9 protein-coding genes are annotated in these 13,349 nt (G+C 73.5%); 7 read left to right on the top strand and 2 right to left on the bottom strand.

Translation table 11 applies throughout. From position 1 onward, the window contains the following. Positions 1–6: 6 nt before the first annotated feature. From BBK14_RS27420 to groL, 3 genes are all read left to right on the top strand, one after another. Positions 7–297 carry a hypothetical protein gene (locus tag BBK14_RS27420; protein WP_071066178.1) on the top strand — a complete coding sequence of 97 codons (291 nt, stop codon included), beginning with the start codon at positions 7–9 and terminating at the stop codon, positions 295–297. Between the two features lie 127 nt (positions 298–424). Beyond that, positions 425–730 (top strand): co-chaperone GroES, encoded by a 306-nt coding sequence (groES, locus tag BBK14_RS27415; protein ID WP_018505084.1) that lies wholly within the window; start codon positions 425–427, stop codon positions 728–730. A 125-nt stretch (positions 731–855) separates the two neighbouring features. Continuing rightward, a complete protein-coding gene (gene groL, locus BBK14_RS27410; RefSeq protein WP_071066117.1) occupies positions 856–2,499 on the top strand; it encodes a chaperonin GroEL in 1,644 nt (547 codons plus the stop codon). A gap of 458 nt (positions 2,500–2,957) precedes the next feature. Here groL and BBK14_RS36000 read toward each other — a convergent pair whose 3' ends face one another. Beyond that, on the bottom strand, positions 2,958–3,290 hold the full coding sequence (locus BBK14_RS36000; RefSeq protein WP_083391293.1) for a WhiB family transcriptional regulator: 333 nt from the start codon (positions 3,288–3,290) through the stop codon (positions 2,958–2,960). A 527-nt stretch (positions 3,291–3,817) separates the two neighbouring features. Continuing rightward, a complete protein-coding gene (locus BBK14_RS27400) occupies positions 3,818–4,234 on the bottom strand; it encodes a DUF5319 domain-containing protein (RefSeq protein WP_018505081.1) in 417 nt (138 codons plus the stop codon). Positions 4,235–4,774: 540 nt separating this feature from the next. On the opposite strand from BBK14_RS27400, the gene guaB reads away from it, so the two are divergent. The 4 genes from guaB to BBK14_RS37385 all read left to right on the top strand — a co-directional run bounded on the left by guaB (position 4,775) and on the right by BBK14_RS37385 (position 12,924). Beyond that, positions 4,775–6,406, top strand: coding sequence for an IMP dehydrogenase (gene guaB, locus BBK14_RS27395; protein WP_071066115.1), 1,632 nt, complete (start codon positions 4,775–4,777; stop codon positions 6,404–6,406). 159 nt (positions 6,407–6,565) lie between these two features. Beyond that, positions 6,566–7,696 (top strand): GuaB3 family IMP dehydrogenase-related protein, encoded by a 1,131-nt coding sequence (locus BBK14_RS27390; protein WP_071066114.1) that lies wholly within the window; start codon positions 6,566–6,568, stop codon positions 7,694–7,696. Positions 7,697–7,814: 118 nt separating this feature from the next. Further along, the gene (locus BBK14_RS27385) at positions 7,815–9,242 is read left to right on the top strand and encodes a hypothetical protein (RefSeq protein WP_071066113.1); all 1,428 of its coding nucleotides are present in this window, start codon (positions 7,815–7,817) and stop codon (positions 9,240–9,242) included. Between the two features lie 490 nt (positions 9,243–9,732). Continuing rightward, positions 9,733–12,924 carry a hypothetical protein gene (locus BBK14_RS37385; RefSeq protein ID WP_071066112.1) on the top strand — a complete coding sequence of 1,064 codons (3,192 nt, stop codon included), beginning with the start codon at positions 9,733–9,735 and terminating at the stop codon, positions 12,922–12,924. Positions 12,925–13,349 lie beyond the last annotated feature (425 nt).

Here is a 13,349-nt window from a genome sequence, read left to right as displayed (position 1 = left end):
GCCGCGATGACGGTCACGTGGATGTGGGAGGCGAAGGCGGCCCCCGGCCAGGCCGCGGAGCTGGAGCGATGGGCTCGAGCGGCGGTGCGCGGGCGGGATGCCGAGATCTATCTCGGCCGTGGGCCGTCCACGGGCCTCGTGGTGGTCCTCCTGCACCTCGGCGTCGAGGAGTCCACGAGTGYCGCCGGCGACCCGCCGCTCCCGGACCCCCCGGATGGGCTTATTGCCGGATCCGCGCATGCCTGGCAGTTCGAGCGTGCGTCGAACCGTCTTGACAGATCCGACCTTCTTGGTTGACGTGTGTGGTGCGGGTGCTAGGTTGGCACTCGGCACTTGAGAGTGCCAGCGACAGGCGCCTGTTCACCCGCGACGGCAGGCCGCCAGGGTCGCTCTCTCATCCAGCGAAGGAAGGGGGAGGTCGATCGTGACGACCGCCACCAAGGTTGCAATCAAGCCGCTCGAGGACCGGATCGTCGTCCAGCCCTCGGACGCCGAGACGACCACCGCGTCCGGCATCGTGATCCCGGACACCGCCAAGGAGAAGCCCCAGGAGGGCACCGTCCTTGCCGTCGGCCCGGGTCGGTTCGAGGACGGCAAGCGCGTCCCGCTCGACGTCAAGGTCGGCGACGTGGTGCTCTACAGCAAGTACGGCGGCACCGAGGTCAAGTACGCCGGCGAGGAGTACCTGGTGCTCTCCGCTCGGGACGTCCTGGCGATCATCGAGAAGTAGACCGGACGCCGGTAGCAGCAGGCAGGGCGTGTCCCACCGGTGGTCCCCTGGTTTCCGCCGGGGGGCCGCGGTGGGGCGCGCCCTTCTTGTTTCGCCGGGCCGCGGTGTCGGGAGGACACACAGGTATGCCGAAGATTCTCACGTTCAACGAGGACGCCCGCCGCTCGCTCGAGCGGGGCGTGAACGCCCTCGCGGACGCGGTCAAGGTGACGATCGGCCCGCGCGGCCGCAACGTCGTCATCAGCAAGTCGTACGGCGCGCCGACGATCACCAACGACGGTGTGACGATCGCGCGTGAGGTCGAGCTGGACGACCCCTACCAGAACCTGGGGGCGCAGCTCGCCAAGGAGGTCGCCACCAAGACCAACGACGTCGCCGGCGACGGGACGACGACGGCCACGGTGCTGGCGCAGGAGATGGTGCGCCAGGGCCTGCGGCAGGTGACGGCCGGGGCCGCCCCGCTCTCGCTCAAGATCGGCATCGAGGCGGCGGTCGCCGCTGTCTCGTCGGCGCTGCTGGAAGCCGCGATCGAGATCGGCTCGAAGGAGACCATCGCGCAGGTCGCCGCGATCTCGGCGCAGGACGTCCAGGTCGGCGAACTCATCGCCGAGGCGATGGACAAGATCGGCAAGGACGGTGTGATCACCATCGAGGAGAGCCAGACCATGGGTCTGGACCTCGAGCTCACCGAGGGGATGCAGTTCGACAAGGGCTACATCTCGCCGTACTTCGTGACCGACCAGGAGAGCATGGAGGCCGTCCTCGAGGATGCCTACGTGCTGCTGCACCCTGGCAAGATCAGCGCGCTGAACGACATCCTGCCGATCCTCGAGCAGGTGGTGCAGGAGCGTAAGCCGCTGCTGATCATCGCTGAGGACGTCGAGGGCGAGGCGCTGTCCACCCTGGTCGTCAACGCGGTGCGCAAGACCTTCCAGGTCGTCGCGGTGAAGGCCCCCGGCTTCGGTGACCGCCGCAAGGCGATGCTGCAGGACCTCGCGGTCCTGACCGGTGGCCAGGTCGTCGCCACCGAGGTGGGTCTCAAGCTCGACTCGATCACGCTCGCCGAGCTCGGTCGGGCGCGGCGGATCGTCGTCGACAAGGACCTCACCACGATCGTCGACGGTGCCGGCGACGCCGACGCGGTCGCCGAGCGCGTCCGGCAGATGAAGGCGGAGATCGAACTCTCCGACTCGGACTGGGACCGCGAGAAGCTCCAGGAGCGCCTGGCCAAGCTGGCCGGCGGGGTCGCCGTCATCCGCGTCGGCGCCGCCACCGAGGTCGAGCTCAAGGAGAAGAAGCACCGTCTCGAGGACGCCGTGTCGGCGACCCGGGCCGCGGTCGAGGAGGGCATCGTGGCGGGCGGCGGCAGCGCGCTCGTCCACGCGGCCAAGGTCCTCGACGGCGACCTCGGCCTGACCGGCGACGAGCGTTCCGGGGTGCGGGTCGTGCGCGCGGCGCTCGACGCGCCGCTCACCTGGATCGCGCGCAACGCCGGCCTCGAGGGCGCGGTGATCGTGTCCAAGGTCCGCGAGGGCGACGTCGGCCGGGGCTTCAACGCGGCCACCGGCGAGTACGTCGACCTGGTCGCGGCCGGCGTGGTCGACCCCGTGAAGGTCACCCGCTCCGCGGTGGCGAACGCGGCCTCCATCGCCGCGCTGCTCATCACCACCGAGAGCCTGGTGGCGGAGAAGCCCGAGGAGGCCGAGGCCGGCCACGGCCACGACCACTCGCACGGCGGCCACGGCCACTCGCACGGGCCGGGTTTCTGAGCCGTCGGGTGAGCAGAGCCGTCTGAGTGAGCTGAGCCGTCGGGTGACCGGCGGTGCACTGCCCGGCACCTGTGGCGGGTAGTGCGGTGATTCGGCGGATGAGGCCCGGTCGGTCCGCGGACCGACCGGGCTTTGTCGTGCCCGGGGCCGTGAGCCGTCCTGGCCCGGGGTGCGGGTATCGCCGGCGCGCGCGGCGCCACCCGAGGTCAGGGATCCGACAGCGGCCCCGGGGCGCTCACCCGTCGCGGGTGGTCGCCGGGGATGGGGAGACATGCCCGCATACGGCTGCGCGAACCGGCCTGCTGGCGGGAGCGGCGCCGGCGGGGAGACACCGGGAACACGAGCCCCCGGTGCTCGGTCGGAGGCGCGCGTACTCCAGGCAAAAGAAAAGATCCCCGGGCCCGTACGTCCCGGAGCGGGAGTACGGGCCGGGGGATCTTCGCATCCGGCGGCCGGTTTCAGCAGGCCGGGGCGAGCCCCGGCCGGGCGGGCGTGTGACGGGCGGTGCCCCTGCGGGTGCGCCCGGTGAGGACCGCCTCCCGCTCGGACTCGCTCATTCCGCCCCACACGCCGTACGGTTCCCGGGCGGCGAGGGCATGTTCCCCACACGCCCGGATTACCGGGCAGCGTGCGCAGATCGCCTTCGCCGCCGCCTCCCGCGCGGCTCTGGCCGGGCCGCGTTCGCCCTCGGGATGAAAGAACAGCTCGGTGCTCTCACCTCGACAGGCGCCGTGGAGCTGCCACTCCCACTTCTCCGCGCCGGGGCCTGGAAGTCGTCGGACGTCGGTCATCGGCCTGACCCCCCCTTTCGACCTGAGCGGCTGGCGCCGCGACTACCCGGTCACCGTAGCCGCTCGCCATCGACTGGAGATCTTGGAATTTCACCCGGTCGACCGGCGCCGCCTCCCCGGTGAGGTCCCTGCCGCCCGGTAGGTTCACCGAGAGGCCGGGACACCGTGGATGCCGTCCACCGCTGACGGACCGCGCTACCGGCGCAGGCTCGCGCAGACAGCGGGCGGGACGGCGCGACCAGATGGAACCGTGGACGTCCGACCGCCGGTGTCGACGCGTGCGGATCACCGCCGGTCACGGGTGGTGCGCGTCCCGCCGACAGTCCCTCGCCTACCCGCCGCCGGTGCGGGTCACACGAACCGACATCGAGTTTCCCCACACGCTCGCCGCGGCGGGCTGTGCGGGGCGGGGCGAACGGCCGCCTCCGGCGCCGGCCCCGGCGTCGGTCGCCGGAGCCGCGGGCGGGAAGGGGTGCCCGGCCCGTGTCGGCCGGGCCGGGTTGTAACGGCTGGTGAGAGCCGGTCGGTCAGCGGGTGTCCGCCTCGGAGGCGGCTGAGGCCTCGTACACCCCGTCGGCGAAGCCGCGGGCGTACTCCCAGCTCACGTAGCACGCCGGATCCGGGGCGAAGGCAGGCTCGTGCACCCGTGTACGGCCCTCGTCCAGGAGGTGCCGTAGGTTGCCGGCCAGCAGGTCCCAGTCGAAGTAGTGCGGCTCGGCGCACCCCTCGCAGTCGACGACGAGACCCCGGTAACCACGTGGTTCGAGCAGGGTCCGGAAGACGTCGAGGTCGCCCAGCTCGGCGAGGATCTCTTCCCGCTCGCGTAGGGACAGCGGTTCGAGTAGTTCCAGATCCTCGGCGGAGTCGAGCTGCGCGAGCTCGGCCGCCGGGTCCTCGGGGTCGCCCGCGAAGGGGTCGAGGGGCTCGTTGCTCACGAGGAACACGCTACGCTCGCAGCCCAAGCTTAGTGGTCCCGATACGGAGTCCGGCACTGACGTGCGGGGCTTTCGCTCCAGCATGCCCCAATCTGTCCCAGCCTGGATGGCTTCCCTTCGTGCCGGGTCAGCTCGTCTGGTGTGGCAGTGACGGGCCGCGCGCATGGTCCGTGCTCCGCGCGCCGGTTGCCCGTGACCCATTTATGTGATTCCGGATCCGCGACGCCGGCCCTCGTGGTAGCAGCTGGTCCGTTTTGCACCTTTGGCGAGCGTTGTTTGGACGGGGTGCCCACGGACGGGTGCGCCCCCGGCCCCGGCGCCCGTCCTGTGGCATGCGTGGTGCTCTCGGTCACGCCGGGGAGTTCGGAGCCGTTGCCGGGCCTCTACGATGGAGTATCACCGTCGCCCGACCGGCGGGCCGCGCGGAGCCCAGCATGCTTCACCCGCCTGCCCGGGCAGACCGGCTCGCGCCGGTTCCCGGGCGCGGGACTCCCCGGACATCGCGGGGACGCTCCCGCCGGCGCCGGGCCGATGCGAACGGAAGGTGCCATGGACGGTTCCCCCGCCAACCCGACGACCTCGATCACGCGCGCGACCGGGGAACCCGACCTCGACCAGTCGCCCGGCCGGCCCGGCGCCGTTCGGCACGTTGCTGACAGCCTGGGCGCCGAGGGGCCGGCGCTCCCGCCGAAGCTCGCGATGCTCGGCCTCACCTTCGACGACGTCCTGCTGCTGCCGGCGGCGTCCGAGGTGGCGCCGTCGGGCGTTGACACGACCACGCGGCTGTCCCGCAACATCTCGCTGGCGGTCCCGCTGGTGTCCTCCGCGATGGACACCGTGACCGAGGCGCGGATGGCGATCGCGATGGCCCGCCAGGGCGGCGTCGGCGTGCTGCACCGCAACCTGTCCGTCGACGACCAGGCACAGCAGGTCGACATGGTGAAGCGGTCCGAGTCCGGGATGATCACCTCCCCGATCACCTGCGGGCCGGACGCCACCATAGAAGAGGCGAACGTGCTCATGGCGCGTTACCGCATCTCCGGCGTCCCGGTGACCGAGCCGGACGGCCGCCTCGTCGGGATCGTGACCAACCGCGACATCCGCTTCGAGCGGGACTACACCCGCCGCGTCCACGAAGTGATGACCCGCATGCCGCTGATCACGGCACCGGTCGGGGTCTCGGCGGACGACGCGCTCGCTCTGCTGCGGCACAACAAGGTCGAGAAGCTGCCCATCGTCGACGGGCACGACCGGCTGTGCGGGCTGATCACGGTCAAGGACTTCACCAAGCGCGAGCAGTACCCGCGGGCGACCAAGGACGCGGACGGCCGCCTCGTGGTCGGCGCCGCGGTCGGCGTCGGCGAGGACGCGCTGAAGCGTGCCCAGGTCCTCGTCGCCGCCGGGGTGGACTTCCTCGTCGTCGACACCGCGCACGGCCACCACCATGCCGTCCCCGACATGATCGCCCGGATCAAGGCCGACATGCCCGCCGGGGTGGACGGCCGTCCGCTCGACGTCATCGGTGGCAACATCGCCACCGCGGCCGGGGCCGCCGCGCTCATCGCGGCCGGCGCGGACGCCGTCAAGGTCGGGGTCGGGCCGGGCTCGATCTGCACGACCCGGGTGGTCACCGGCGTGGGCGTTCCGCAGGTCACCGCGATCTACGAGGCGGCGCGGGCGGCGCGGGCCGCCGGCGTGCCAGTCATCGGCGACGGCGGGCTGCAGTACTCCGGTGACATCGCCAAGGCGATCGCCGTCGGGGCGGACACCGTGATGCTCGGCAGCCTGCTCGCCGGTGTCGACGAGAGCCCCGGTGAGCTCATCTTCATCAACGGCAAGCAGTACAAGTCCTACCGGGGGATGGGCTCGCTCGGTGCCATGCGCAGCCGCGGCGACACCCGCTCCTACTCCAAGGACCGCTACTTCCAGGACGACGTCCTCTCCGACGACAAGCTCGTCCCCCAGGGCGTCGAGGGCCAGGTGCCCTACCGGGGCTCGCTGGCCGGGATGGCCCACCAGCTGATCGGCGGCCTGCAGGCCGCGATGGGGTACACGGGTGCCGCGACCATCCGTGATCTCCAGGAGAACAGCCAGCTGGTGCGGATCACGTCGGCCGGCCTGACCGAGAGCCACGCGCACGACGTCCAGATGACGGTCGAGGCGCCGAACTACACCCGGTGAGCCGTGGTCGGTGGTCGGGAGGTCTCTCTCCGCCACCGGCCGCCAGCCGTTCCAGCGGCCGCGCGGCGCTCGTCGTTCCGTATCCCCGCCGCCGGACGCCGACGTACCAGGCAGGATGGTCGGCGGGACCAAACGGGCTGACCAGGAGGCCGGGACACGGTGGCAGACGTCGAAATCGGTATCGGGAAGAACGTGCGAGTGGGCTACGGCCTTGACGCCGTGGGCATCGTTCCCTCGCGGCGCACCCGGGACCCAGCCGACGTGTCACTCGCCTGGGAGATCGACGCCTATCACTTCGATCTGCCGATCGTCGCGGCGCCGGCCGACGCGGTGACCTCGCCGGAGTCCGCGATCGCCGTCGGGCGCCAGGGTGGGCTCGGTGTGCTGCACCTCGAGGGGCTGTGGACCAGGCACGAGGACCCCGAGCCGCTGCTCGACGAGGTCGCGGAGCTGGGCGCGCGTTCCGGTGCGGTCGCGGCGACCCGGCGCCTGCGTGAGCTCTACGCGGCGCCGGTGCAGCCCGAGCTCATCGGGGCGCGGCTGGCGCGGATGCGGGAGGCCGGCGTGGTCACCGCCGCCGCGCTGCGCCCGCAGAAGGTCCGGGCACTGTGCCCGCACGTGCTGGCCGCGGGCGTGGACCTCCTCGTCATCCATGGCACGGCGGTGTCGGCCGAGCACCAGTCCAGGCGCACCGAGCCGCTGAATCTCAAACAGTTCATAGGACAGCTCGACATCCCGGTGATCGTCGGTGGCTGTGCATCCTTCTCCACGGCACTGCATCTCATGCGGACGGGCGCGGCCGGCGTGATCGTCGGAGTCGGTGCCGGCCTCGGCGACGACACGGCCGAGACCCTCGGAATTGGTGTTCCGCTGGCGACCGCGATCGCCGACGCGGCCGGCGCCCGGATGCGGTACCTCGACGAGTCCGGCGGCCGGTACGTCCACGTCATCGCGCATGGCGACCTGCGCACCGGCGGGGACGCGGCGAAGGCCGTGGCCTGCGGAGCCGACGCCGTGATGGTGGATTCGCCGCTCGCGCAGGCGGTGGACGCCCCTGGGCGGGGCTCGGTCTGGTCGATGGAGATCCTGCACTCGGACCTGCCGCGCGGGCGGTGGGCGCCGGTCGAGACGTCACGTACCGTCGCCGAGATCCTCACCGGGGGCGAGGTCGCGGCCGAGGACGGTGTGGCGAACATCGCCGGGGCCCTGCGGGCGGCGATGGCCACAACGGGCTACGCGACGTTGAAGGAGTTCCAGAAGGCGGAGATCATGATCGCTGCCGGGCGCTAGCGGAACGGGCCCGGAGAGTCAGCGGTGTGCGTCGGTCGTGCTGCCGACCCGGACGCCTTGGGTGTAAGTCCGCCGTGGCACCCTTGGAGCCGTCCGTCTCCGGATCGAAGGATGACCGATGCGCCTCGACGAGAACGGCCGCTGGGTCAGCGACGACGGCGCCTATGTCTGGGATGACGCGGCCCAGACCTGGCGGCTGGCGAATGCCACGTCGCCGTCCGCCATGCCCGCGACCGGTTCGAGCCGGACGGCCTCGGGCCAGACCGGTCCGGGCCACACCGGTTCGGGCCACACCGGTTCGGGCCAGGCGGGCCCGGGGCAGGCGGGCTCCGGCCAGACCAGCTCCGGCCAGGCGGGCTTCGGCCGGGCGGGTTGGACACCGCCGCACACGGGTCCGCTCGCCCCGAGCTCCGGCGGCTCCGCCGGCACCGGGGCGACCGGGCCGATCTACACCGGGCAGGCGTACGCGGGGCCGGCCGACACAGACTCCTCCTACGGCGGCCGCCCCGGCTCCGGCTACCCGGACCCGGCACGGTCGGACCCGGGAAGGTCAGACCCGGCGCGGTCAGATCCGGCATGGACGGGCCCGGTGCGGGCGGGCCAGGCGCCGGCCGCGCGGGAATCGGGCCGGCCCACAACGACCGGCCCGTTTTCGACCGGCCCGTTTCCAGCTGGGCAGCTTCAGACCGGGCCGATGCCCACCGGGCCGATTCCGACGGGGCCGATGCCAACCGCCCGGACAGCCACGGGCGCGTCCGGGAGCCGGGCGGACTCCGCCGTGGCGCCGAGCGATCCTGCGGAGAACACGACGGGCATCCCTCGCCGGATGACGCGGCCGCGGCGGCCCCGGCCGGCCGGGCAGCTCGACGTGGCCGACACCGATCTCGACAACGCCGATCTTGACGACGCCGATCTCGACGACACCGACCTGGACGGCCCGCACCTGGACGACGCCGACCCGGACCGCTGGGCCGGTGACGATGACGAGGATGAGGCGGGCCTCCGGGGCCGCGGTGCCAGGCCGGGCGACGGCCACGGCCCCGAGGGCGGGGGAGCGCGGCGGTTCGTCAGCGGGCTGCGGGCGTCCGCACTGGATCCCCGGGCGCGCTGGGGCGTGGCGGGCCCGGGCGGGACGTCCGACAACGGCGGCAGGCACGACGGCTACCCGGCGGCCGAGGACCCCGCCCGCGGGATCGCCGCGATGCTGCGCCGGCCGACCGTGCTCGCGGTGGCCACGGCGTTCGCTCTGGTGGTCGCGCTCGGCGTGGCCGGGTTCCTCGTTCTCGGCAGGGGCGACGACAGCGGTTCGGCCGCCTCCGCGTCGTCCGCCGGGGTGGGCAGGTACGACGCGGCCGTCCGGAAGGACTACATCGACGCCTGCCTCGGCGTGAGCGACGGCAACGAGCGCTACTGCACCTGCACGCTGGAGAAACTCGAGGCTGACTACACCCAGGAGCAGTATCTGGCCTTCAACAGCGACGTCGAGTCCGACAACTCCCAGCGCATCGTGCGCGAGATTTACGCGGCCTGCCGCAATCTCCGGTGAGAGCCCCCGTGTACAGTGGGATGATCCCGTTTGCGACCGATTCGTGCTTTCCGCCCGCAAGGGCCAGGGCAACGGCAACGGCAAGGCTGCCGTTGCGAACGGGGAGACGGGCGCATCCAGATCGGACTCGTCCGGAGCGTGTGCGTCGCGCACGGGTTTCGTGCGGGGTGCCCGGATCGGTCGGTCACCCGCCGGCCGGCGCGTGGTGTGTCCGCAGCGGTGGGTCCGGTCCCGGTGAGCGGTCTCGTGTTCGGGTGGCGTCGGCTTTTAACGGCGCGACAGGAAGCGGCCAGCGTGAATTCGGCCAGTACGTTCATGGCCGGTACATTCAGACGGCTGACCGCCTTGGGACGCTGATCAGAGAGGCGGGCGATGCTCACCGGCGAGTGTGGTCGATGAGCATGGTCGACGTCCCGGCGGCAGCGCGACGTGGGTTCGGTGCCGGGACGTGGGCATCCGGCTACCTCGGCGGCAGGTGGGTGATCGCTCCGTGACCGTGGACGGCACCGACCGACCCACTGGCGGTCGTCGTGACGACGACTTCTTCGCGGTCGAACGGGTCGGCGAACCCGACGACACCGCGGTCTCCCGCTCGGCCCCCGCGGCCGACGGCGGCTGGGACGTCACCCCGTGGCCGGCCTCCGACCTGGACGTGAGCGCCGGCAGTGGTCCGGCCCGTGGCGTCGTGGGTGGTCCGCTGGTGGACGGCCCGGTGCTGGGCGGCCCGGTGCTGGGCGGCCCGGCCGTCGGCGGTCCGACCGTGGGCGACGATCCGTTCGACGTCAGCTCGACCTGGAACGGGCCCGCCCCGGTCATCGGGGGGCCGCCGTCCGACCTGGGCCGCGCCGCACCCGACGTCCAGCCCGCGCCGCACTCCCCGGCACCGCACTCCTCAGGGCCCTACTCCCCAGGGCCGCACACGCCGGCGCCGCACCCCGCGGCACCACACACGCCCGTCCCGCCCGCCTCGGCGCCGCAGGTGGGCCTACCGCCGGCGGGCCCGTCGGTGACGGGTGGCTTCCGGGTCCCGACGGGGTACGAGTCGGCCCCGCCCGCGTCCCCGCGTTCCTACGTGGAGCCGACACCGCCGCCGAGGTTCCCGACCGAACGCGGGTCCGCCCCGCCGGGCCGCGCCGGGGGCCCGGACACCGGTTCGGTCCGCATCGGCGGCCCGGATACCGGCTCGGCGCCCGGCTGGGGCCCCGCGAGCCCGGGTGCGGGCGCGCCCGGCATCAATCCGGTGACCGGCAGCTTCCCACTGCCACCGACGAGCCGGACGCAGCCGCCCGCCGCGAGATCCGGGGGTGCTTCCGGGCCCAGCGCCTACCAGGGTTATGACCCGGCGCGTCCGCAGAGCACGCCCCCGCCGCCGCAGTCGGGCGCCGGCCATCCGGGTGGCTCCGGTCTGCCGCGCCCGGACCAGACCGGCGGGTTCGCGCGCCCCGGCGCCGCCTACCCGAGCCGGCCCGGCGAGCCCGAGCGGCCGGCTCCGCGGCCGGTCGACCCGTGGAACGGCCACAGCACGGGCTCCGGGCCACGCCCCGACCTGTCGCTGCCTCCCCGGGCAGGCACGCCGTCCACCGACCGCGGCCAGGACGACCAGCGGCGCAACGGCTACGACTCCCATGGGCACAGTGGCTACGAGGTCCGTCCGGACCAGTCCCGTGGCGACCACGGCGCGGCACGCGCCCCGGACGGCTACGGGGCGAGCGGCCCGACCACCGGCGGCTACCGCGTCGGTGACCCCGGCAGCGGCCCTGCACCTCTCGGCGGCGCTGGTTCTCCCGGCGGGCCAAGTTCTCCTGGTGGGCCTGGTGCTCTTGGCGGTATGTCGGCACCCGGTGGTGGCGCGACCCCGGGCGCGGCCGCGCCGGGGCGGCCTGTCGGCGCCGGGCCGGTGGCGCGCGCCGCGCTGCCGCCCGGCTCCTGGTCCGGGTCCCCGAGCGGGGCGCTTCCGATCGACGGGCGTCTGAACAGCGGTCGGCACGCAGCGGACCGGCCCGGTTCCCCGAACGGCGACGCGTCCGGCCCGTGGCGGTCGCCGCACCGGGATGATCCCGCGGCCTTTCCGCCCGATCGCCCTCGCGGCGCCGGCCTCCCGCCGCTGGCGAACGATCCGCTCTCCGGTCCGCTGCCGGTCGCCGCTCTGCCGCCGGGACGTCGTCCCGAGCCCGGACGCCCCGGTGGCCGTCCGGAGCTGGGCCAGCCGGAGCTGGGCCGACCCGAGCTGGGCCGAGCTGAGCCGGGCCGAGCTGAGCCGGGCGGCCGAACCGGCCCTGCCGGGGCCGCGCGCGCGGAGCCGCTCGCCCCGGGGACGGCGCCGTCCGGGCCGTGGCGTTCTCCGTCGCCCCGCGCGGCTGTCGAGGACACCATGACCACCACGCGCTCGCCGTTCCGCGGGTCGGGGGCCCTGCCGGCGCTGCCCCCGGGCCGTTCGGCGGCGCCGGGCGCCCCGGGCGCCCCGGGCGCCGACCAGGCACCGGTTCCAGGCACGCCGCCGCCGGCGCCCGGTGCCGGGACGGGCCCGCGCGGCGCGACCGGCCCGCGCGGCGCGACCGGCCCGCGCGGCGCGACCGGCCCGCGCGCGCTGCCCGGACCGGCCGCGGCGGGTGCCGCGCCGGGTCGGCCCAGACGTCCCGAGAGCGCGGCGGAGATGACCTCCCTGGTCACCCGCCGGGGCCGGGCGGGTGCCGCCGGCGCGGCCGACCGGGGAGACGACTCCGGCTGGCAGCCGTCCCGGGGGGCTCGCCGGACGGGTGCCCGTGGGGTGCCCGCGGACCGCAGACGCACCCCGAACCCGACCACGGACACGAACAGCCTCCAGGCCGTCTCCGCGCCGCCGGCGCGGCGCACCACGCCACGGCCCGCCGACGCCCCTGAGGACACCGGCTCGACTGGCCGGTCGAGCCGGTCCCGCGCGGACCGGCCGGGCCGGGGAGGCACGGACGTCGAGGACCTGCACCCGGAGAACCGCCGGTCGGCGGCGCGTGGCGCTGGCCTGGCCGGGTCAGGCGGCGGGGGCGGAGCCCGTGGTAACGGCGGCGGCGCCGGTGGCCGCGGCGGGCGTGGCCGGGGTGCCGGGGACGACCGCCCGTCGACCCGCGCGGTCGGGGTGCTCGAGCCGGCCGAGGTGGACGACGAGGCGGACGACCAGCCGTCCACCCCGGACCGGCTGGCCTGGCTCAAGGAGGGCTGGATCGGCCCGCTGGCCATCGCGCTGGTGGTCTCCCTGTTCGTGGTCGGCGCCTACACCCTGCTGACGGGGGACGGCGGCGACAAGCCCCCGACCGAGCCCACGGTCACGCAGTCCGAGCCGCCGACGCCGACCAATCCGGAGGCTCTCGCGGGCAAGGCGCTGGTCAACGGCACCTGGCGCTGCCGAATTATGGTGGTGGAGGGGGGGGACACCCGCACCGGTGACCTTCTTCCCGACAAGCTCGTCGTCGATCCGACGGGCCTGACGTATCGCTGGAACGACGGTCAGGGCGTCTACACCATCACGCCGAAGCAAGGCGACGCCGCGGCGGCGGTGATCGCCGAGGTCCAGTTCACCAGCGGTCCGCTGCAAGGAGTCACCGGCAAGAGCCTTACCACCGCCAAGGAAAACAGTGGTATTGCGAGTGGCACGCTGCTGCTCGACGCCATGCCGAACGTGTCCGCCCGGAGTTGCTTCGTGAACTGAACCACTTCGCGTAATCCCCCGAGAGACAGCGGCGGTTGCGCATGAGCGCTGTCAGCGCGACGGATCTGGTTCACTGCGCTCCGTGAGCATGTATCGCTAGAATTCCGGCAAATGGTGTCGGAGAAGATCCGGCTCGCTTCCGCGGGGCGCGGTGTTGGTGGACCCGGTGAGATGGTTTTATTGGCCATGCGGCAGGATCGGGTGTCATGTTCTGGTCTGACCGTGTTGCGGGTACCAGGCGGCGGCAGGCCGCCCACGAGGTCTCGAACCACGGAGGCCGCGGCCTCCTTCATCCGGTTCGGCCCGACCCGGTAACGGCGGCGCAGAGCTCTCCGGAGGCATCGGATTCCGTGGCCGCGGCGAGCTCCCCGGTAGCGCGGGGCCCCCTGGGCCCGCGGGTGGAGACGCGGCCGGAGGGGTGGCGC

It is taken from the genome of Parafrankia soli, from assembly GCF_001854695.1.
In the GTDB taxonomy this organism is placed as follows: domain Bacteria; phylum Actinomycetota; class Actinomycetes; order Frankiales; family Frankiaceae; genus Parafrankia; species Parafrankia soli.
The sequence above is the reverse complement of the archived record's forward strand: the minus strand, read 5'-3'. Positions and strand labels throughout refer to the sequence as shown.

Bases quoted from the DNA above. Each gene is read 5' to 3' on its own strand.
- BBK14_RS27385 (WP_071066113.1), top strand. From the start codon at position 7,815: ATGCGCCTCGACGAGAACGGCCGCTGGGTCAGCGACGACGGCGCCTAT.
- groL (WP_071066117.1), top strand. From the start codon at position 856: ATGCCGAAGATTCTCACGTTCAACGAGGACGCCCGCCGCTCGCTCGAG.
- guaB (WP_071066115.1), top strand. From the start codon at position 4,775: ATGGACGGTTCCCCCGCCAACCCGACGACCTCGATCACGCGCGCGACC.
- BBK14_RS36000 (WP_083391293.1), bottom strand. From the start codon at position 3,290: ATGACCGACGTCCGACGACTTCCAGGCCCCGGCGCGGAGAAGTGGGAG.